The sequence below is a fragment of the Candidatus Saccharimonadaceae bacterium ML1 genome (assembly GCA_030253535.1).
Lineage (GTDB): Bacteria > Patescibacteriota > Saccharimonadia > Saccharimonadales > Saccharimonadaceae > Saccharimonas > Saccharimonas epibionticum.
Map to the genome: position 1 here is coordinate 487,465 of CP124550.1, position 19,532 is coordinate 506,996.

Consider the following 19,532-nt stretch of genomic DNA (forward strand, 5'->3'; position numbering starts at 1 on the left):
TTCGTTGTGCTCCGTTTCTCTGGTATAACAGCCCATATATCTTAGTATACCGATAATGTTAGCACTCGTCAAGGGAGAGTGCTAATTTTCTTATAGTTTTTACCCGCCTCGCCACACAGAACCGCCGATAACGCGCCCAGCCAAACAAAAAAGCCTCTCAGGGATTGGGAGACTTTCTGCTGTAGTAGTAAATTCTATTCTTGATTTTCAATCGCCGCGAACAGCCCATCTTCAATGTTTGTGCGCGGTTTTTTCTCGGCCGGCTTGGCGGTTGCTGTTTCGATATCCAGCTCGTAGCCCGTCAAGCGGCTTGCCAGACGTACGTTTTGTCCGCCGCGGCCGATCGCGATTGATTGCTGATCCTCTGTGACATAGACTTTCGCCGATTTATGTTCTTTATCAATTTCAACTTTCACAATTTCCGCCGGACTAAGCGCGTTGCGAATATACGTATCAATGTTCTCGTCGTAAGTTACGATATCAATTTTTTCCTGATCGCCGATCTCATTCATTACCGCATTCACGCGCGTGCCATGCCCGCCAACGAACGTGCCGACCGGATCAACGCCCGGCACTAAGCTCGCGACTGCCAACTTCGTGCGGCGGCCCGCTTCGCGTGCAATGCCCTTGATTTCGACCGCGCCGGTTTCCATTTCCGGCACTTCCTGGCGGAATAGATATTCAATAAAAGCTTCGTTGCCGCGGCTAAGTACTAGCTGCGCACCACGCCCGTCGCGCTCAATATCCTTAATAAATACTCTGAGACGCTGCCCAACCGAATAATACTCTCCTTGAATCTGCTCGCTTTGCGGCAAAATACCCGTCGCCTTACCTAGCTCAACGCGTACAACGCGCGGCTCTACACGCTGCACGACGCCCGTCACAACCGTGCCGATTTTATCCTCAAATTCAGCCAGCACAACCTCGCGCTCTGCTTCGCGCAGGCGTTGAATAACGACCTGCTTAGCAGTCTGCGCCGCTACGCGCCCGAAACTCGTAACGTCATGCGTTTCTGTTACGACCTCAGCGCCAAGCTCAGCGTTTTCATCAATTTTTCGCGCATCCTCCAGGCTAATTTGATTAGCGTCGTTCTCGACATCCTCGACAACCGTTTTCACGACCGATACTTTTGCCGTACCATCGTTAATATTGAGTTCGGCGCGTACGTTTTGCTCGCGCTCGCCGTTATCGCGGCGCCACGCCGCAGCAATGGCCTGTTCAATCACGCCTAGTATAACATCCTCGGGAAGCGCTTTTTCTTCAGCGATCGTGCGCATCGCCAGCGTCATTTGTTTCACGTTCAAGTCTTGCATAATGTTCCTTTCTTACGAAAAATTCCGACCTGCCGGCCGGATTAGTACAATTTTATTGTATCAATTGCAGCGTACGCTGTCAAGAACCGCCCGCTACGTCTTTCCTCACTATTTATATTGACGCGCTCGCCACTGAAAGACGTGCTATACTGATGCCTATGCAGCTATCCGATTTCCATTATGATATTCCACACGAGCTCATTGCCGACCAGCCGCCCGCTGTACGCGGGACATCGCGACTGCTTGCACTTAACCGCCGCACTGGTGTAATCAACGACCGCCATTACCCTGATATCGTTGACTACCTAAATGCGGGCGACGTGCTCGTCATCAACGATACGAAAGTACTAAAAGCCCGCCTGCACGCCCGCAAGCCAAGCGGCGGCGAACGTGAACTAGTGCTCGTCGAGCAGCACGGCTCACGCGACGACTGGTTTCGGCATAAAGTAATTTACCGCCGCAAGTTGCATGCTGGCGATACGCTTTTTGTTGGCGATGATGAATTAGTTGTTGAGGAAATTTTGGGCGGCGGGATTGCTGTCGTTCGCAGCCAGCGCAGCCTGCTTGACATTGCTGAGGAATACGGCTCAGTGCCGCTACCGCCCTACATGAACCGCGACGCCACGCCCACCGACATTGAGCGCTACCAAACCGTTTTTGCGCGCGAAATTGGTTCAGTCGCCGCACCAACTGCCAGCCTCAACATGACCGACGAGATCCTCGCGCAGCTGCACGCCAAAGGTGTTATTATTGCGCACGCTACGCTGCATGTCGGGCTCGGCACATTTCTGCCGATTCGCGTAGATGATGTCGCCAAGCACACGATGCACCAAGAATATTTTTCAATCCCTGCCGCCACCATAGCCGCAATCCAAGCTGCAAAGGCGAGTGGTAATCGCGTCATTGCACTCGGCACGACAATGACACGCACGCTTGAATATGCCCACCGGCAGATCCTGCACGAATCGCCGCACGACATCACCGGCGAAGCAGATATATTTATCTATCCGGGCTATAAATTTCAGGTAATTGATGCGCTGATTACAAATTTTCATTTGCCAGAAAGCACCGTCCTCATGCTCGCTGCGGCATTTGCTGGCTGGAATATACTACGCCCTGCATACGAGCACGCTGTCGCCGAGCAATACCGATTTTTTAGTTATGGCGATAGTATGATAATTGCATAGGGCAGCTAAACTGTGCGTGCTACTCTGTATCATTGGCAGCTAGGTTTATGCGATGATATTCAAACTATGAAAAGTGCCCAGGGATTGTACGCCCCCTGGGCCTTGGCGTTGACCGCTTCGCGCCTGTGCTGGGCTCTCCGAGCGAGCACAAGCAGCGAGCGGTTTATATTAAGAGAGCTTTATTGCTCAAGCGTGCAAACTTGAGCAATAAAGCCGCATGCAAGGACAACGAATGCTAGCGCTCGTTGTCCTTGTGCCGGTCGTGCCGGCGCGGCAGGAGCATCAGCGCAATGAGCGCTAACACTGCCACCACGCCGGAAACAGTAGCAGTATAGATAGGAAGCATCACACCTCCTTCCTCCTTTTGCGCTTCAGAAACAAGTTTTTTTCATCGCAGCCAGGTGGCGTACCTGACTGTAGTGAAACGACGAGGGCGCGCTCCAAAGAACGCGCGGCGCGCTGCAGCGACGCTGTCATAAGTGCCATCATTGGCAACAATATGACCCGCTCGCCTGAGAGGGTCATACTGAACGTTCCAGCACCCATCCTGGACGGCATACATACCGTCCAAATGAGCAGAACGTCTCGCGTTGCTAAAGTTAATCAATGCTCCCCACTGTTCATGGAGGATTTCACCGTCTTCGCAAAGAGCAAGACGGATAACAATCTCTTTGCTACCGCCCTCAGTGGCAGCTATAGCAAATTGCGAGGGGCTCGGCCCCCCCAATAATTTTTACTGAATGCAAAAAGACAGACATTCTGCCCTTTCTCTCAAAGTTCCTTGCCGCCAGGATCGGCGACAACACGCCTTACTATACCACATCCCATCTGTTGGCGCAAATGCGCTATACTATATTCATGGACACTGCGCTTACTTTTGACATTACCCGCCGCTTACCCGGTACGCTAGCGCGGGCGGGTGTCATTCATACGCCGCACGGCGAAATTCGCACGCCGGCATTTATCGTGGGCGGCACTAAAGCAACAGTAAAAGCGATCACTCCCGAGCAAATTCGCAGCTACGGCGGTCAGGCGGTGCTAGCGAACACGTACCACCTGATGTTGCGACCAGGCGCAGACATTGTGCGAGCTGGCGGCGGACTGGGTTCATTCATGAATTGGGACGGACCAACATTTACCGATAGCGGCGGGTTTCAAGTATTCAGTCTGGGAATCGCATACAAAAAAGGCATTGACGCGGTAGCACACACACAGAAAGGAAACGCCAAGCTGGCGGTGGTGTCGCGCAACCAACTGGTAAGAGTAACAGACGAGGGCGCAGAGTTTCGCTCGCATATTGACGGTGCGAAACTGCTAATGACACCAGAGTCTTCGATGGAACTGCAACATACAATCGGCGCAGACATTCACATGGCGTTCGACGAGTTGACTGCGCCTCTCGCCTCACACGAAACAATTGCGGCAGCGATGAACCGGACACACGCCTGGGCGGAGCGCTGTTTGAAACGCCACTCGGACCTCAATATGGAGCATACGGAGCGCGGCGAAAATCTACAGGCGCTCTACGGCGTCGTGCAAGGCGCGCGCGACAAAGCCTTACGGCGCGAATCAGCCGCATTTTTAGGGGCGCGCAAGTTCGACGGTTACGGCATCGGCGGCGTATTTGAGCCAGGCGAAATCTCAAGCGTCGTTCGCTGGGTGTGCGAGACGCTGCCGGCAGAAAAGCCGCGCCATCTACTCGGCATGGGGTCGCAGCCAGCGGACTTATTCCTAGGCGTAGAATATGGTATTGATACATTTGATTGCGTAGCGCCAACCCGCCAAGCGCGCAACGGTGCGCTCTACACGCTCAATGGTCGCATCAATATTAGCAACACGCGCTTCAAAGCAGATTTTTCGCCAATTGACGCCGCATGCGATTGCTATACCTGCCAGCATTACACTCGCGCTTACGTCAATCACTTATTCCGCGCCGATGAAATTCTAGGCGCGACGCTCGCAAGTATCCACAACGAACGTTTCGTCGTACGAACAGTCGACCAAATTCGCGAATCAATTATCAACGGCACATTTTTTGCATTCAAACAACAATTCCTGGCGCGCTATTACGGCGACAAATTACCGGCAGGCGTATCGTTATAGCTAATCCAGCAAGTGCTTTGCAGGCAATTCGTACACATCAGTTTGCTCGCGCTGCTTAATGGCGTGAATTAAACGCATCGTCACGGGCGAAATGATAATCTCCACTGCCATTTTGATCGCGAACACCGTCGCGATCAGCTGCACAAGCGATGCGGATGGCATCGTACCAATAAATGCAATGACACTAAACAAAACTGTGTCGACTGAGTCGCCCACCGCCGAGCTACCGATCAGTCGCAGCCACAAGCCGTTTCCCTTGGTCTGTACTTTGGCGCGCGCCATCACGTATGCGTTCAAGATTTCACCGAAAAATAGCGCAACAAGCGACGCCGCAACGATACGCCATACCACACCAAGCGTTAAATCATACGCCGCTTGGTTCGTCCAATCAGCGCTCGCCGGCAGCACCTGCACCAACCAAAAGGTCGCCGATGTCAGCAGCATCATCGCCACGCTAATGACAATTAGCCGGCGCATCCGCCGAAACCCGTACACTTCGGTGATGATATCACCCGCGATATACGCCAGCGGAAACAGCACCGTACCGGCGTCGAGGACTAACGGACCAACGGCAATGATCTTCGTACTAGCAATATTGCTCACGATAAGCGTTGTGAGAAAAAGCGCCGCGAGTACATCATAAGCGGAGAATGATTTTTTGCGTTTGCGCGTAAGAAAATTAAACATGGTAGAAATTATACTGCATAGAGCGTGCTTCAAGCAAAGTGTACCCATTCAGCGTGATACACTATTTACATGATCAAACCATGGAAATTCATCGCGCGAAAACATATTTTTCAGCATCCGCGGCTACAGCTTACCGAAGATACAGTCGCCCTGCCAAACGGCAAAGAAATATCTTATTTACGCGAAGAACCAGCGAAAATGCATAGCGTCGCCATCATCGCAATAAACGCCGACGAACACATTTTATTGCAAAAAGAATATAGCTACCCGCCGAATACAGTACTCTGGCAACTTCCCGGCGGTGCGATAGAATCAGGCGAAAATATTATTGACGCCGCCCGCCGTGAATTAGCGGAAGAATCAGGGTTCACTGCGAATAGCTGTACGGTAATCGGTAGTTACTATTTGAACAACCGCCGCTCCGACCGCAAACAGTTTGTTATAGCGTGCAGAGATCTGCGAGAGGAAACACTTCCATCAGACGATGAGGAATTTATCGAAAGCGTATGGACAGACCGCGCAGAAATCACACGCATGGTTGCGGCAGGTGAAATCGAGAATATCACATTGCTCGCAGCGCTGCAGTTATATGATTCGTTCAATAATTCCGCTTTTATAATTTATAATTTATCTATCAGTCTGAAAATCAGTAATTTACTTAATTGTATACCTAACCTCGCAGCCTTACGCCGGCATAATCTGCTCCGGGCACGACGATAATACGCGCGCCATGGCGGCTTTTTCCGGCTCGGTGACCCAGAGCGCATACTTTCGCTTGACGGCAATTTGGCGCGCAATATATTGGCAGCGAAACGGCTTGTTGCTCGGCAGCCACGTCGCAGTGTCGCCATCGCCTTTTTGCTGATTCGCCGGACCGTCCACCGCCAGCAGCTCCAGCGGATCGTTCGCCAACTGCACGCGGCGCTCAGCAGAAAGCTGCTGCGCTCCCGTTTGCCACGCATTGCTCAGCGCTACCACGTGGTCGATCTGCACCGCTGCGCTCGTCGACGCGCCGCGTGCAAACGCGATAGCCTTGCCGGTATACGGATCGTTCAACGCGCCCGCACGAACCTTGCACTTATCATCTTCTAATACAACGTTTTTCAAATCGCGCTGCAAAATCAAATTTCGGGTATCGCAATTGCCAAGCTTCGCCCATCCATCGCCGAATTGCGCCCGCTTATAGCCGGTCTTTGGCGCGCGGCCTTTCACCGGCAACATCTCCAGCGCTGCACTCGCTAGCTCGCCATTGCCACTTCGTTGCTGCGTCGGCGCGGCTGGCTGCGGTACCGTTTGCACAATCCACGCCACTAGTGCCGCTAGGAGCACTATCACTGCTATTATTCGTCGCCGCCGTTGCTGCATATGCTTAGTATAACGCACCTCTGCTATACTAAATATATGAACCGATTATTTTCTCAATTTATTCCCGAACATTATACAATTCAGTGGAATCTGTCGCGCGCACGCGACAAGCGGCGCATCACCGGTACAACGATTATCGTTGGGCAGCAAGTTGTCGACGGTACGATTCGCTTGCACGCAAAAGATCTGAGTATATCGCGCGTGCTCGTAAACCAGCAGGAAGTATCAGAGTTTTTTGCCAAAAACGACGAGCTGATTATTCCCCATCCAGGCGCAAATCAGGTGACAATTGCGATTGAGTTTTCGCTGCGCCTGACCGATGCCATGCATGGTATTTACCCTTGTTATTTCAAAGTTGATGGCAAACAGCGCGAGCTTTATGCTACGCAGTTTGAAAGCCATCACGCCCGCGAAGCTTTTCCGTGCATAGACGAGCCGGAAGCCAAAGCAACGTTTGATATTTCGCTTGTATCGGATCAACCTGTATTGCTTAGCAATATGCCAGTCGTTTCACAGCAATCAGGCGTCACAACTTTTGCAACCACGCCGCGCATGAGTACATATCTCGTCGCATTCGCTGCGGGCGATCTGCAGCGCGCTACCACGCGCACCGCAAGCGGCATTGAGGTAAACGTATACGCCACGATGGCGCAGCCCGCTGCCAGTCTCTCGTGGGCGCTTGATCACGCGGCACGGACGATTGACTTTTTTAACGAGTACTTCGGCGTACCGTACCCGCTGCCAAAATCCGACCATATTGCGCTGCCTGATTTTTCGAGCGGCGCGATGGAGAACTGGGGGCTTATCACCTACCGCGAGATCGCGTTGCTTGCCGACCCTGCCACTACCAGCATATCAAGCAAACAATACATTGCCACAGTCATCGCGCACGAACTCAGCCATCAGTGGTTTGGCAACCTCGTCACGATGAAATGGTGGAATAACTTATGGCTCAACGAAAGTTTTGCCACGCTGATGGAATACTTAGCGACCGACGCGCTCCATCCCGAATGGCGGCAGTGGGATGAATTTGCCAGCAACGAGGGCGTCGCTGCGCTGCGCCGCGATTGTATTGACGGCGTACAGCCTGTGCAAGTCGACGTATCAAGCCCAGCGGAGATCAGCGCGCTTTTCGACGGCGCAATCGTTTACGCCAAAGGTGGGCGCCTGCTGCGCATGGTGCAAACCTGGATTGGCGACGATGCGTTCCGCCGCGGTTTAACCGATTATTTCACCAAATTCCAATACGACAACACGACCGGCGACGACTTGTGGCAGTGTCTCAGCACTGCCAGCGGCAAAGACGTCGGCGCGCTTATGAATACATGGATTTCGCAGCCAGGCTACCCCGTCGTGCGGGCAACGCTTGCCGACGGCAAACTCACACTCTCGCAAGAGCAATTTTTCGTCGGACCGCACCAGCCGAACAACCGCCTATGGCCGATTCCGCTCGGCGCGAACGACTCGCGCATACCAGATATACTCGCCGACGCATCCGTCGCCGTATCATATGCCGGCAGCGACATGCTACTGTTAAACGCCGCGAATACCGGACACTTCATCACGCTGTACGACGATGAATTGCGCGGACGAATTATGCGCGAAATTTTGGCGGGCACGCTTGAATCATCGGTACGCGCGCAGTATCTAAACGAGCAACTGCTTCTGATGCGCGGCGGGCTGTTGCCAAGCAGTACGCTTGTCGATTTATTATCTGTCTACAAAAATGAATCCGACCAAAAAGTTTGGGAAATCATATCGCTCGCACTGAGCGAACTCAAAAAATTCGTTGATCATGATACAGCTGCCGAGCACATGCTGCGCACTTTTGCCGCCGACCTAGCACGGACGCAATATACACGCCTAGGCTGGAGCGCCGCGCCAGGCGAACCTGAACAGGACACCAAGCTTCGAGCGATCATCATCGGTTGCATGCTGTACGGCGAAGATGCCGGCGCAATCCGCCAGGCGCGCGAGTTGTATCGCGCCAACACGCTGGAGCAGCTTGATGCCGAATTGCGCCCGCTTATCATCAGTGCTGTTGTCCGCCACGACCAGCAACCACATAATATCGTCCGCACATTGCTTCAGATGTACGAGAACTCTGCATCTGCCGAGCTGCGCAGCGACATCGCATCGGGCGTCACCGCTACGCGCGACCTCGGTGAGTTAAAACACCTGATCCGCCTGCTCACCAACACGCGCGTTATTCGTACCCAAGATACCGTACATTGGTTTGTTGATTTATTGCGCAACCGCGAGGGGCGCGAGCTCGCCTGGAAGTGGCTGCGCGATAACTGGAGATGGATCGAAAAGACTTTTGCCAGCGACAAAAGCCACGATTACTTTCCGCGCTACGCCGCCAGCCTACTGATGACGCGTCAGCAGCTCGCTGAGTACCGCGAATTTTTCACGCCGCTGCGCAACGACCAATCGCTCGTGCGCGCCATTGACATGGGGCTATTAGACCTTGAAGGCAAGCTAGATCTCATCGACCGCGACGCTCCAGGAGTGATCGCTGCGTTATCGCGGTGATTTTGCGGAAAAACCAATGCGGCACTTATTATTATCCCGCAACTTGTCGCGCCTGCTCCATAGGCGCGCGCCTTGCCGACAAACCCAAAAAAAGATGAGAGTAAACTAATCCATCTCAACAATCTGCCGCACGCATGGCGGCTCGCCCGATGCATCCGCCGCAAGCAAGTGAACTTCGCACTTGCCAAATTGCGGATTCTGCGCCAAAAATAACTCCGCCGCAAACCGGATCTGCCGTTGCTTGCGCGGAGTAATCGCCGCCAAACCGTCGCCGTGAACAGTGTTTTTACGATACTTTACCTCGGTAAAATATAGCTTGCCGCCACGGCGCGATACAATGTCGATCTCGCACCACTTCGTACGCCAATTACGCGCCACAATCTCATGCCCGTCAGCTATCAACGCCTCAGCGACAGCCGCCTCGCCCGCGTCACCGATCAATCTAGTGGCTGTGGCTGATTTTTTATTACCTCGGACTGCAGGGTGCTTGGGGAACTTGCCGGCGCATGACGCCTCAAGATCCACCTCGCCATTTGCGTACTTTACGAGCGGCGCAAAACTCAGCCGATGCAACGGCGTCACGCCGAATTGCTCAATCGCCGCTCGATGCTTTGCAACGCCATAACCGGCATTGCTGCCAAAACCATACGCCGGATAGCGCGCGCCCTGCTCAGCCATGTAGTTGTCCCTTGCAACTTTCGCAATAATTGACGCCGCCGAGACGCTCGGCACCAGCAAATCCGCCTTTTTCATCGTTGTCACAAACCGCCCTTTGCTTGTATCACGCAAAAAGTTCACCGTTCCGTCAATGATAATTTCGTGATAACTCGCACCAGTTTTATCAACCGCTTCAACCGCCCGCCGCGCCGCCAAGCGCAGCGCCATACTCAAGCCAATATCATCAATCTCCGCCGCACTCACCCAGCCCAAACCATAGCCAGCCGCTTGTTTGCGAATCTCAATATCTAATGCTTCACGCTGTTTTTTCGTCAGCTTTTTACTATCCGTTAAACCATCAATTTGCGCGCCGCCCAGCACCACCGCGCCAACCACCAGCGGTCCCGCCCACGGTCCGCGCCCAACTTCGTCGATACCGAGGATCATACGTTTTATTGTAACAAAAATCTACAGATAGACCTGTCTATAGCCGCAAAATCCCCCGAAGCTAACGTTCGGGGGATTTTTTCGCTAAGAATCGTACGAGGAACTACGCTTCTTTGTGCCGCGCTGCAACTTCCGCCGCTTTAGCGTCAAGTTCAGCTTGCTTCGCATCTTCCGCGGCTTTCTTCTCGGCAGCCGCTTTAGCTTTCTCTTCTTTTAGGCGTTCCGCCTCGGCTTCGGCGTGCTCGTCGCGAATTGCATTAACAGCCTCGCGATCAAACTGCACAGCAGTCAAGCGAGCCGATTTACCGCTGCGCTGACGCAGGTAGCTAAGGAAGTTGCGGCGAACCTTTGCGCGGCGCACAACCTCAACTTTTTCGACCAGCGGACTATGCAGCAAAAACGATTTCTCCACGCCGATACCGCTCGCAACCTTGCGTACAGTAATACGGCTCGTGTGCTGTCCTTTGTTGTCGGTACGGATAACCACGCCTTCAAACATCTGAATGCGCTCTTTGCTGCCTTCTTTAATTTTTTGATGCACGCGCACCGTATCGCCGCTGCGCACATCGACGACTTGGGCTTTTTTCTGCTCGTCGTTCACCTTTTGAATCAGTGCAAAACTCATGTCTCTCTCGCTTATATCATTATTAGTACAATCAACTACCAATTTTAGCACGAAATGCTGAAGAGAGCAAGCGTTACGCCGCCACCTCACGCAAGTCCACGCCTGTCTGCCTGGCAATGTACTCAATTTGGCGCGTTTGGCGATCGTCGGAAGATTTAAGGGCGGCGGTTTCAGCCGTCAAATCTTCAAGCATAGCAGTATGTTGGTCGAGGATATTGTACACTTTTGAGATGTCGTCTTCTGTTGCCATGGTGTCAAGGCGCTTATCGATTTCATCAAAGCGCTTTTCCATATACCTAAACAATTTCGTAAACTGGTCGTCCTTCATGCCTCCAGTATACCAAATGAGCGTATAATAGACATATGGATTACGATCAATTAGCACTCACCCTACACGAAAAGTACAAAGGTAAAATCACCACGGCGCTGCGAGACACGCGCGAGCTCGGACGCGATGAACTCAGCGCCTACTATAGCCCGGGCGTTGCAGCAGTTAGCCGGGCTATTGCCGATAACCCGGCGAGCTTGCCGCGGTATACGTGGACGAATAACCTTGTGGCTGTTATTTCCGATGGTTCAGCAATCCTTGGACTCGGTGATCTCGGTCCAAAGGCTGCTATGCCGGTCATGGAAGGCAAGGCACTATTATTCAAGCACTTTGCTGGCGTCGACAGTGTACCGATCGTCCTTGACGTCCATACGCCGGATGAGATCGTAGCAGCCGTGAAAGCGATCGCGCCAAGCTTTGGCGCCATTAACCTTGAAGACATCGCGGCGCCGAAGTGCTTTGAGATTGAAGAGCGCTTAAAGGCTGAGTTATCTATTCCCGTCTTTCACGATGATCAGCATGGTACGGCTATCGTTGTGTTAGCAGGGCTTATCAATGCAATGAAGGTTGTTCATAAGAAGCTATCAGGCTGCAAGGTGGTCACTGTTGGAGCAGGAGCAGCCGGTACGGCTATCATAAAGCTACTACGCCTATACGGCGTCCGTGAGATTATTGCTGTCGATAGCCGCGGCATTATTAGCGATGCCCGTACCGACCTCAACAGTGAAAAGAAAGCGCTTCTCGAATTCGTAGACCGGGATAAGACCGGCACGATGGAAGATGCAATCGCTGGCGCTGATATCTTTATTGGCGTATCAAAAGGCGGGCTGCTTACGCAAGCGCATATACAGAGCATGGCAGCCAACCCTATTGTCTTTGCTCTTGCAAATCCAATTCCCGAGATTATGCCCGATCAGGCAAAGCACGCTGGCGTTGCCGTCATTGCAACAGGACGCAGCGACTTCCCAAACCAAGTCAACAACGCCCTGGCCTTCCCCGGTATTTTCCGCGGCGCGTTAGATAACGGCGTCAAAAAAATCACCGACCAGCACAAAATCGCCGCCGCCGAGGCGCTGGCCGCCCTGGTCGACAATCCAACCGCCGACCAAGTCATCCCATCGCCGTTTGATGAGCGTGTTGTATCAGCGGTCTCGGCAGTGATCAAATAATACCAAAAGTGAAAAACCCGCCCTTCCGGCGGAGATGGGAGTCTATTCGGTGGTTAAACCAAGACTCGACCATCTCCGCCAAGAAGGCGCGGGTGTGGAGACCTTGAGCGCACTCTCAAGGTCTCGGAAAATGAAATCTGATGCCCCGAGTGCGCGGGGCGATCTGGGCTACGCGGCGTAGCCTGGGGACGAGGTGGAGTATACCACCTCGTCATCGCCAGCGGACAGCGGGTAACCCGCTGCCTGACGCCAGGCCTCAAAATAGGCACCTCGGTAGTCCGGGTCGTACCCGGGCTCAAACTCCAGCCACACGCTGCCGACAAGGCTAGGCGTCGCCCGCAGCGACGACCTGGAGGTCGCCGATATGAAAACAACCTCCTCCCAGCCCGGCTGGGACAGGTCGAGGGTACTAAGCCCCCACCAGTACCAGTCGTCCTGGTACCTCATGGCGAGGGCAGGCACGAAGCCCACCGCCTCGTCGGAGGCCACCACGTGGCGACCTCCAATGGAGTTGTTGGCCACGAACACCGTGGCCGGCGTCACCAACGCAAACGCGTCGATAACCCTCTCCGCACACCGGCGGCGCGCGGGGGAGCCTGCGGAGATGGAGGAGCTGGCGTACGCCAGCTCCTCCTGAGCCTTACGGAGAGACTCCTCCGCAAGGCTGACATTCGTAAAGCGGTTAAAGGCCGCCGCAGCGGCCTCGGGGGTGACGATGGCGATGTACTCAGTGGAGGCCATTTTGACCCCTTTCTACGCCCGACTATGGGCGCGCTAGCGAGTCCAACCTTTTCAGACTCTCTACTCACACATAAACGCGCAAACAGCCAATGGCTATTCGCGAAAAATTTTTATATCTTGATAGAGAGTCTGAAATCCTACGGCGCTAGTCGGCGCTTCTCAGATTTCATTTTTAAGTATACATACCGACTCAACCTGCTAGAGGGAGTGGTATACTATTATACTATCACACATCACGCTGTTTGTCAAGAGTTTTAGAAGTGTTTTTGTTGTTTTTGTCAAATCCGGACAACCGTCACCACCCAACTTTCGCAAAAAACACCAAAAACCAGCTTAAATCACCCGAGCGACCTCTTCTAGAGTCGTTTCGCCGCGGAGTGCCGCCAGCACGCCGACTTGCTCCAATGTCAGCATGCCTTCAGCTTTGGCAGTTTGTTCAATTGATTCGGGATGGACATCTTCAACATCGCCGCGAATATATTTCTGGATTTCCTCGGTCACGATTAGCTGTTCCATAATCACGATACGCCCCTTATAGCCAAACGGCGCGTCATTACTAGGTTTCGGCCGCCATAACTTAAACGTATCTAAGTCCGGACATTCAACATCAGCCGGTATGCCTGCCAACACACGCTTCACGTAATTGCGCGTCGCCTCGTCCGGCTCGTATTCTTCTTTTGTCGCATCAACCAGCCGGCGCACTAAGCGCTGCGCGATCACTAAGCGAATCGCGCTTGAGAAAATCGGGTTCACGCCGATCATGTCAATCATGCGGCTAAATGCCGTGCTCGTTGAATTTGCGTGAAAGCTTGATAGCACCAAATGCCCTGTAATCGACGCCTGTATCGCGGTGCGCGCCGTGTCGGTGTCGCGAATCTCGCCGACCATCACGACGTCTGGGTCGAGACGAAGCACGCTGCGCAGTCCGTCCGCGAAACTCTGCCCATGCGTCGTGTCGATCGGAATCTGTGAAATACCACTCAAACTGTACTCAACCGGATCTTCAAGCGTAATCAGTTTGCGATCAGAAGTATTCAGCGCGTTCAGCACGCTATAGAGCGTAGTCGATTTACCGCTGCCCGTCGGCCCGACCATCAGCATAAGCCCGCGCGGGTGGCTCACTACTTCGTCAATTTCGCGGCGCTGGCGCGGCGGTATGCCTAGCAAGTCCAAGTTCAGCAAACTCTCGTCGAAGTTGAATAAACGCAGCACCGCGTCTTGCCCGTACACCGTCGGCACAGTCTCGACGCGGATATTAAGCAAGTGCGTACCCTGCTCGGTCGTAATCTCACGCTGCATATGCCCCGATTGCGATTGATACGCCGCCGTACTGATGCCGGCGCGGCTTGCGAGTTCGCCCATAATCACACGGTAACGATCGCGCTCCAAATGCGCCACCGGGTGCAACGCACCATCTACACGCAAACGTACGCGAATGTTATCGCGCTCATTTTCAATGTGAATGTCGCTCGCGCCCAGCCGATCCGCCTGTTGAATAATAAAATCAAACAGGTCACTGCTCGTCACTGTATTAAGCGTTTGACTAACTTGCGCGATCGTGTCGCTATCGCCCTCTTTGGCAATTTTGATATCCTGATACTCGGTGGGGCGCGGCGGGTCGTAGCGCAGCATAAGCGCGCGGTAGCCGCTCAGGCTAATTAGCGAAAATTGAATCTGATCGCCGCGCTCTTCGTACTGGCGGCGCATGACTTGCAGCACCGACTGCGGCGTCTGCGATGTCACGCCAAACTGGTACATCACTTCGTTGCCGCCGCGCACTAGCGGTACGATCCGATCCTGATGCATTTGTTGCACCGGAAGCATATCTTTTACGAGCGGGATTTCATGCTCCAGTTCACGCGTATCTAAATACGGCAACCCCAAAATCGCCGCGCGGCGTTGCGTGGCGCGTTCATCTTGTTCGCGGCGTCTACGTTGGACTTCTTCTTCGTTCACTAGTGCTAGTATAGCAAAAAGCTTACGGTTTTGGCGAGTGTTACAATAGAAAATATGAGAGAAATTATCGTGATCGCGCACAATATTCGCTCGACGCACAACGTGGGGGCGATTTTTCGCACCTGCGAGGGGCTCGGGATCCGCCGGATTATCCTGAGCGGCTACACGCCGTATCCCGACGTATCGCTCACCGCCGCTGCGCCGTTCTGCGCATATAGCGATAGCGAAATTTGCCGAACTGATCCGCGCTTGCCGCACACTCGCGAAAAAATCACAAAACAAATTCATAAAACAGCGCTTGGCGCCGAAGCAATCGTGCCGTTTGAATACCATGACGCGCCGAATTTTGACGAGCTGCAAGCAAATGGCTATCGGATCGCGGCGCTTGAGCAAGCAGAAAATTCAATCAATCTCGCAGACTACCGAGCGCCCGAAAAACTCGCGCTGCTACTCGGCGAAGAGGTCTACGGCGTACCGGCGGAGTTGCTGCGCCAAGTCGACGACATTGTCGAAATCCCAATGCGCGGACAAAAAGAATCGTTCAATGTATCGGTGGCGGCGGGAATCGCGCTGTACGAATTGACGAAATAATATCCTCAAACACTATGGCGCAGCGCTTTCCGGCGCCGGCGCAAAAAAGACCAAAGTCGAATCCTGCTATTTTATTGCCACGCATTCATCGCCGAGGATCTGCACCAAGCCGTCGTGCAATTCGCGCTGCGCATCAACGCGAAATGGCAATCGAATCGCGCGCGACTTATCGCTGCCTAGTACCATGATGATGTCGTTTTGCCCGGGGTGCTTACCGCATAATTGCTTGAGCGCTAACAGCGAATCGTGGTCGTTTGGATTTGCGATTTTGACATAAACTGTTTTGAGCGCAGGTAATGGAGTAGATGCAGCCGATTTTGGCATTTTTGCCGTCACAGCGGCAGCCGGCGCGCCCGCATTCGCCTTTTTAGGATAGCGCTTTTGTTTCACTGCCGCGCGGCCCGTCGGCGCGGTCATTTTGTGCCCATGGCTTTGGTATTCATTTAATTCCTTGTCGGTCACGACGCTAATTTCATCGGCAATCATTTTTGCCTCGTCGGTCATATTGCCGTCGCGGTCGCGCGCGCTAATCTTGCCGGATACTTTCAGCACAGCATCTTGCTGCAGTCCGTCGCCGAGCTGCTCGTACAGGCGCGGGAACACGATCACTTCGCCTTCGCCAGTTTTATCTTCCAACCCGACGAATGCCATTTTCGCGCCCGATTTCGTGACAATCGTGCGCACCGTCGACACCAGCCCGCCGATCGTCACCTGCTGCCCGTCAATATTTGGCGTACAATTATGCAGGGGAATCGTTTGCTCCTCAAAAAATGCATCGTAATTATCAAGCGGATGCGCCGAAATATACAGCCCGAGCAGCTCGCGCTCCCACATCAGCTGCTCCTTTGGCGTATGCTTCACTGGCGCGGTCTTTAGCTCAATCGACGGCATCAGCTTATCGCCGCCAAGCGCCGCGAACATATCGACCTGGCCGCTCAAAGCTTCCTTCTGCAATTTGCTCGCAAATGCCAAAATCGCGTCGAGGTTGAACAGCAAATCGCTGCGGTCGCCCAGCTCGTCAAACGCACCTGCCTTAATGAGCGATTCCCACGCTTTACGGTTCACCTTGCTCGTGCTCACGCGCTTCGCAAAATCCTCCACGCTTTTGAACGGACCGCCGGCATCGCGCGCACGAATGATTTCCTCAACCGCGCCCACGCCAACGCCTTTCACCGCTGCCATACCGAAGCGCACTTGTTTCGCTGCCGGCACGACCGCGAACTCAACATACGATTGGTTAACGTCCGGACTAAGCACTTCCATACCCATATGCTTGCACTCGGTGATTTCTATCGCTAAGCGATCAATATCATCATGGTCGCTCGTCATCAGCGCCGCCATAAATGCATCAGGATAATGCGCTTTCAAATACGCCGTCCAATATGCAATCAAGCCATAACACGCCGCATGCGACTTATTAAAACAGTAGTTTGCAAACTCTTCTAGCTGGCTCCAAAACGTCTCCGCCATTTCACGCGTGGCGCCGCCAACTTTGACCGCGCCCTCGACGAACTCCGGCTTAACCTTTTTCATTAGGTCGATTTTTTTCTTACCGACGGCTTTACGCAGCGTATCAGCCTGACCACCAGTAAAGCCGCACCATTCCTTAGAAATCTGCATGAACTGCTCTTGGTAAACCAAAACTCCGTAAGTGTTTTCCAGCGAATTACGCATACCTTCGTGCAAGTAGGTAATCGGCTCTTCGCCGTTCTTGCGGCGGATAAAGCTATCAATAAACTGTATCGGTCCCGGGCGGTACAGAGCCACCATGGCGATGATATCTTCGAAATGCGTCGGTTTGAGCGCCCGCAGATAGCGTTTCATGCCCGCCGACTCTAACTGAAACACGCCGGTGGTGTCGCCGCGCTGGAATAGCTCATACGTCTCCTTATCATCAAGCGGCAGCGACGCTAGGTCGATATTTTCCTTGTACACTTTGCGAATAATACGCATCGCATTGTTAATGATTGTTAAGTTTGACAGCCCGAGAAAGTCCATTTTCAATAGCCCCAACTCTTCGACCTCGCCCATCGGGAACTGCGTCGCAACCACGCCTTTTTGCGCCATTTCAAGCGGAATATAATTGACAAGCGTGTCAGGCGCGATCACCACGCCGCAGGCGTGCACGCCATGGCTGCGAATCGTCCCCTCTAGCTGAATCGCATAATCAAGCACCTCCTTAGCGGTCGGGTTGTTTTCGTATTCATTTTTCAAATCAACATCGTCAACAATGCTCTTGCTCAAAGGAACGTGGCGGCCCTGCGCCGGCGGCGGCACCAATTTTGCAAGCCGGTCGCTTTCAGCATACGGCACTTCCAGCACGCGCGCTACGTCGCGCACCGCCATACGCCCAAACATCTTACCAAACGTCGCAATATTACTGACATGATCTTCGCCGTATTTATTTGCACAGTATTGAATTACTTCATCGCGGCGCGTATCTTGAATGTCAACATCAATATCAGGCATAGAGATACGGTCAGGATTGAGAAAACGCTCAAACAGCAGTCCGTATTTCAATGGATCGAGGTCAGTAATATTAAGCGCGTATGCCACAATTGAGCCCGCTGCGCTTCCTCGCCCTGGACCAAATACGATCCCCTGAGACTTGCCCCAGTTGATAAAATCTTGCACGATCAAAAAATAGCCCTCGTACCCCATATTTGCCATAACGCCGAGTTCCATCTCAACGCGCTCGCGCACCTCAGGCGCGAGGATTGCCGCAATGTCGTCAACCGTCATCGACTCAACTTCGTCGGCAGTTTTGTCATTATAGCGGCGCGCCAAACCCTGATAGACGAGCTTGTGCAGATACGAATGCTCGCTTTCGCCATCAGGCAGCGGATATTTCGGAATTAAAATCCGCCCTAATTCAATTTCAACATTACATCGATCAGCAATTGCCTTAGTGTTTGTAATTACCTCAGGAAACTCATCGCCCCAATGATCAATGATGTCGCGCGGGTCAGTCAAATGCAACTCAAAATCTTTCAAGCTCATACGTTTTTCGTCGCTCAAATATGCGCCCGTGCCGACGCACAGCAGAATCTCATGCGCGTCCTGGTACGCATGCGTTAGATAGTGTCCATCGCAGGTCACGACCATTGGAATAGCAAGTTCTTTTGACAGCTTAATCAGTCCTTCGTTAATTTTTGCCTGCACATCCCAATGCGTGTTTGATTTCGGATGGCCGTGATCCTGCAGCTCTAGGTAATAGCGGTCGCCAAGTACTGATTTATACCACGCAGCAGTTTCTTTGGCGCGCGCGTAATCATCTTCCTTCAGCGCCACGCCGATTTCACCGCTGGCGCAGCCGCTCAACACGATCAAACCCTCGTTTAGCTCTTCAAGTAAATCGTGATCTATGCGCGGCTTGTAGTACATGCCTTCAAGGTTGGCGCGCGTTGATAACTTCATCAAATTATGAAAGCCGGTGCTATTCATTGCAAGCACAGTCAAATGAAAGCGCTGCTTATCTTTTGCAGGATCGCGGTCAAAACGCGAGCGCGCCGCCACGTACGTCTCAATCCCGAGAATCGGCTTGATGCCGGCAGCTTTAGCGGCTTTATAATATTCTAAAATTCCGCTCATCGTGCCATGATCGGTTACTGCCGCCGCCTCCATGCCGAACTCTTTCACCTTATCAACCAAATCGCCGATGCGCGTCAGTCCATCCAGCACCGAATGATACGTATGGTTGTGCAGGTGAACAAAATCGCTCGGCTGCAATGATTTTGCCGCCTGTTTCGTCTGTGTACTCCCCATAAATCACTTCTCATTATACCGCTTTTGCCTGGCGGTTTCACGAACTTCTTTGTAGTAAAATCA

Annotated in this window: 16 protein-coding genes; 6 read left to right on the forward strand and 10 right to left on the reverse strand. The window is 53.1% G+C overall.

Features of this window, described 5'->3' with window-relative positions; all coding sequences use genetic code 11:
- Positions 1–194: 194 nt before the first annotated feature.
- Positions 195–1,313, reverse strand: coding sequence for a transcription termination factor NusA (gene nusA, locus SEML1_RS02540; protein ID WP_376753677.1), 1,119 nt, complete (start codon positions 1,311–1,313; stop codon positions 195–197).
- Between the two features lie 158 nt (positions 1,314–1,471).
- Here nusA and queA point away from each other — a divergent pair, with 158 nt between their 5' ends.
- A complete protein-coding gene (gene queA / locus SEML1_RS02545) occupies positions 1,472–2,500 on the forward strand; it encodes a tRNA preQ1(34) S-adenosylmethionine ribosyltransferase-isomerase QueA (RefSeq protein WP_376753678.1) in 1,029 nt (342 codons plus the stop codon).
- A gap of 345 nt (positions 2,501–2,845) precedes the next feature.
- Here the strand turns inward: queA and SEML1_RS02550 are convergent, their stop codons facing one another.
- On the reverse strand, positions 2,846–2,989 hold the full coding sequence (locus SEML1_RS02550; RefSeq protein ID WP_376753679.1) for a hypothetical protein: 144 nt from the start codon (positions 2,987–2,989) through the stop codon (positions 2,846–2,848).
- Between the two features lie 369 nt (positions 2,990–3,358).
- On the opposite strand from SEML1_RS02550, the gene tgt reads away from it, so the two are divergent.
- Positions 3,359–4,603, forward strand: coding sequence for a tRNA guanosine(34) transglycosylase Tgt (gene tgt, locus SEML1_RS02555; protein ID WP_376753680.1), 1,245 nt, complete (start codon positions 3,359–3,361; stop codon positions 4,601–4,603).
- On the opposite strand, the gene SEML1_RS02560 is transcribed toward tgt, so the two are convergent.
- Positions 4,604–5,290, reverse strand: coding sequence for a queuosine precursor transporter (locus SEML1_RS02560; protein ID WP_376753681.1), 687 nt, complete (start codon positions 5,288–5,290; stop codon positions 4,604–4,606).
- Positions 5,291–5,359: 69 nt separating this feature from the next.
- Here SEML1_RS02560 and SEML1_RS02565 point away from each other — a divergent pair, with 69 nt between their 5' ends.
- Positions 5,360–6,010: an NUDIX hydrolase gene (locus tag SEML1_RS02565; RefSeq protein ID WP_376753682.1), complete on the forward strand. Its 651-nt coding sequence runs from the start codon at positions 5,360–5,362 to the stop codon at positions 6,008–6,010.
- Here SEML1_RS02565 and SEML1_RS02570 read toward each other — a convergent pair.
- Positions 5,975–6,655 carry an HNH endonuclease family protein gene (locus SEML1_RS02570; RefSeq protein ID WP_376753683.1) on the reverse strand — a complete coding sequence of 227 codons (681 nt, stop codon included), beginning with the start codon at positions 6,653–6,655 and terminating at the stop codon, positions 5,975–5,977. The two genes, SEML1_RS02565 and SEML1_RS02570, sit on opposite strands and share 36 nt — an antisense overlap.
- Before the next feature lie 36 nt (positions 6,656–6,691).
- Here SEML1_RS02570 and SEML1_RS02575 point away from each other — a divergent pair, with 36 nt between their 5' ends.
- Positions 6,692–9,190 carry a M1 family metallopeptidase gene (locus tag SEML1_RS02575; RefSeq protein ID WP_376753684.1) on the forward strand — a complete coding sequence of 833 codons (2,499 nt, stop codon included), beginning with the start codon at positions 6,692–6,694 and terminating at the stop codon, positions 9,188–9,190.
- Between the two features lie 105 nt (positions 9,191–9,295).
- Here the strand turns inward: SEML1_RS02575 and SEML1_RS02580 are convergent, their stop codons facing one another.
- The 3 genes from SEML1_RS02580 to SEML1_RS02590 all read right to left on the reverse strand — a co-directional run bounded on the left by SEML1_RS02580 (position 9,296) and on the right by SEML1_RS02590 (position 11,247).
- Positions 9,296–10,294, reverse strand: a complete 999-nt coding sequence (locus SEML1_RS02580) for a ribonuclease HII (protein WP_376753685.1) — start codon at positions 10,292–10,294, stop codon at positions 9,296–9,298.
- Positions 10,295–10,397: 103 nt separating this feature from the next.
- On the reverse strand, positions 10,398–10,919 hold the full coding sequence (gene rplS, locus SEML1_RS02585) for a 50S ribosomal protein L19 (protein ID WP_376753686.1): 522 nt from the start codon (positions 10,917–10,919) through the stop codon (positions 10,398–10,400).
- Between the two features lie 73 nt (positions 10,920–10,992).
- Positions 10,993–11,247 (reverse strand): hypothetical protein, encoded by a 255-nt coding sequence (locus SEML1_RS02590; protein WP_376753687.1) that lies wholly within the window; start codon positions 11,245–11,247, stop codon positions 10,993–10,995.
- 35 nt (positions 11,248–11,282) lie between these two features.
- On the opposite strand from SEML1_RS02590, the gene SEML1_RS02595 reads away from it, so the two are divergent.
- Positions 11,283–12,416: an NAD(P)-dependent malic enzyme gene (locus tag SEML1_RS02595; protein WP_376753688.1), complete on the forward strand. Its 1,134-nt coding sequence runs from the start codon at positions 11,283–11,285 to the stop codon at positions 12,414–12,416.
- A 168-nt stretch (positions 12,417–12,584) separates the two neighbouring features.
- On the opposite strand, the gene SEML1_RS02600 is transcribed toward SEML1_RS02595, so the two are convergent.
- Entirely contained in the window at positions 12,585–13,157 is a 573-nt protein-coding gene (locus tag SEML1_RS02600) for a hypothetical protein (protein ID WP_376753689.1), read from the reverse strand.
- A 333-nt stretch (positions 13,158–13,490) separates the two neighbouring features.
- Positions 13,491–15,113, reverse strand: a complete 1,623-nt coding sequence (locus SEML1_RS02605; protein WP_376753690.1) for a GspE/PulE family protein — start codon at positions 15,111–15,113, stop codon at positions 13,491–13,493.
- A 54-nt stretch (positions 15,114–15,167) separates the two neighbouring features.
- Between SEML1_RS02605 and SEML1_RS02610 the strand changes: the two genes are divergently transcribed.
- On the forward strand, positions 15,168–15,704 hold the full coding sequence (locus SEML1_RS02610; RefSeq protein WP_376753691.1) for a TrmH family RNA methyltransferase: 537 nt from the start codon (positions 15,168–15,170) through the stop codon (positions 15,702–15,704).
- Between the two features lie 66 nt (positions 15,705–15,770).
- Here the strand turns inward: SEML1_RS02610 and dnaE are convergent, their stop codons facing one another.
- Positions 15,771–19,469 (reverse strand): DNA polymerase III subunit alpha, encoded by a 3,699-nt coding sequence (dnaE, locus tag SEML1_RS02615; protein WP_376753692.1) that lies wholly within the window; start codon positions 19,467–19,469, stop codon positions 15,771–15,773.
- Between the last annotated feature and the right edge of the window lie 63 nt (positions 19,470–19,532).

What these genes read in the sequence shown, in the direction of transcription:
- nusA (WP_376753677.1), bottom strand. Translation starts at nt 1,313, where the DNA reads ATGCAAGACTTGAACGTGAAACAAATGACGCTGGCGATGCGCACGATC.
- queA (WP_376753678.1), top strand. Translation starts at nt 1,472, where the DNA reads ATGCAGCTATCCGATTTCCATTATGATATTCCACACGAGCTCATTGCC.
- SEML1_RS02550 (WP_376753679.1), bottom strand. Translation starts at nt 2,989, where the DNA reads ATGATGGCACTTATGACAGCGTCGCTGCAGCGCGCCGCGCGTTCTTTG.
- tgt (WP_376753680.1), top strand. Translation starts at nt 3,359, where the DNA reads ATGGACACTGCGCTTACTTTTGACATTACCCGCCGCTTACCCGGTACG.
- SEML1_RS02560 (WP_376753681.1), bottom strand. Translation starts at nt 5,290, where the DNA reads ATGTTTAATTTTCTTACGCGCAAACGCAAAAAATCATTCTCCGCTTAT.
- SEML1_RS02565 (WP_376753682.1), top strand. Translation starts at nt 5,360, where the DNA reads ATGATCAAACCATGGAAATTCATCGCGCGAAAACATATTTTTCAGCAT.
- SEML1_RS02570 (WP_376753683.1), bottom strand. Translation starts at nt 6,655, where the DNA reads ATGCAGCAACGGCGGCGACGAATAATAGCAGTGATAGTGCTCCTAGCG.
- SEML1_RS02575 (WP_376753684.1), top strand. Translation starts at nt 6,692, where the DNA reads ATGAACCGATTATTTTCTCAATTTATTCCCGAACATTATACAATTCAG.
- SEML1_RS02580 (WP_376753685.1), bottom strand. Translation starts at nt 10,294, where the DNA reads ATGATCCTCGGTATCGACGAAGTTGGGCGCGGACCGTGGGCGGGACCG.
- rplS (WP_376753686.1), bottom strand. Translation starts at nt 10,919, where the DNA reads ATGAGTTTTGCACTGATTCAAAAGGTGAACGACGAGCAGAAAAAAGCC.
- SEML1_RS02590 (WP_376753687.1), bottom strand. Translation starts at nt 11,247, where the DNA reads ATGAAGGACGACCAGTTTACGAAATTGTTTAGGTATATGGAAAAGCGC.
- SEML1_RS02595 (WP_376753688.1), top strand. Translation starts at nt 11,283, where the DNA reads ATGGATTACGATCAATTAGCACTCACCCTACACGAAAAGTACAAAGGT.
- SEML1_RS02600 (WP_376753689.1), bottom strand. Translation starts at nt 13,157, where the DNA reads ATGGCCTCCACTGAGTACATCGCCATCGTCACCCCCGAGGCCGCTGCG.
- SEML1_RS02610 (WP_376753691.1), top strand. Translation starts at nt 15,168, where the DNA reads ATGAGAGAAATTATCGTGATCGCGCACAATATTCGCTCGACGCACAAC.
- dnaE (WP_376753692.1), bottom strand. Translation starts at nt 19,469, where the DNA reads ATGGGGAGTACACAGACGAAACAGGCGGCAAAATCATTGCAGCCGAGC.